Genomic DNA, 730 nt, shown 5'->3' on the forward strand with positions numbered 1-730 from the left:
TCAAGCCCGAAGACCTGGGCGTGGACGTCAAGCCGCGCCTGAAGACCCTGAAGGTCAGCGAGCCGCCCAAGCGCGGCGCCGGCATCAAGGTGCCCGACGTCGCCACGCTGGTCGACAAGCTCAAGAACGAAGCCAAGGTTGTCTAAGTTCTCCCCCAGGGCTCCCCCACTTCGTGTGGTCCGCCAACCCCCTTCCGGGGGCAACACCCGCGGCCCGGCAAAGCCGGTTCCGCGGTGTTCCCCGACTGGCCCCGTGCCGATAGGAAATCCAATGACCGTACTCGTCATCGCAGAACACGACCACGCCACCGTCAAGCCGGCGACCCTCAACACCGTGACCGCGGGCATCGCCTGCCAGAGCGGCGACGTGCACGTGCTGGTGGCCGGCGCCAACGCCGCCGAAGCGGCGGCCGCAGCGGCCAAGATCGCAGGCGTGGCCAAGGTGATCGCCGCCGACAGCCCCAGCCTCGCCGAGAACCTGGCGGAGAACGTCGCGGCCCAGGTCCTCGCCATCGCCAAGAACTACAGCCACATCCTGTTCCCGGCCACGGCGAACGGCAAGAACGTGGCCCCGCGCGTGGCGGCCAAGCTCGATGTGGCGCAGATCAGCGACATCACCAAGGTCGACAGCGCCGACACCTTCGAGCGCCCGATCTACGCGGGCAACGCGATCGCCACCGTGCAGAGCAGCGATGCCATCAAGGTGATCACCGTGCGCACCACCGGCTTCG

The 730-nt window shown here is 68.1% G+C and carries 2 pseudogenes; both read left to right on the top strand.

Going from position 1 to position 730, the window contains the following annotated elements:
- Positions 1-146, top strand: a pseudogene (locus ABEA07_RS19165) (electron transfer flavoprotein subunit beta/FixA family protein); the annotation flags it as partial.
- A 124-nt stretch (positions 147-270) separates the two neighbouring features.
- Positions 271-730: pseudogene (locus tag ABEA07_RS19170) on the top strand (electron transfer flavoprotein subunit alpha/FixB family protein); the annotation flags it as partial.

The organism is Variovorax defluvii (genome assembly GCF_039541515.1).
In the GTDB taxonomy this organism is placed as follows: Bacteria; Pseudomonadota; Gammaproteobacteria; order Burkholderiales; family Burkholderiaceae_C; genus Variovorax; species Variovorax defluvii.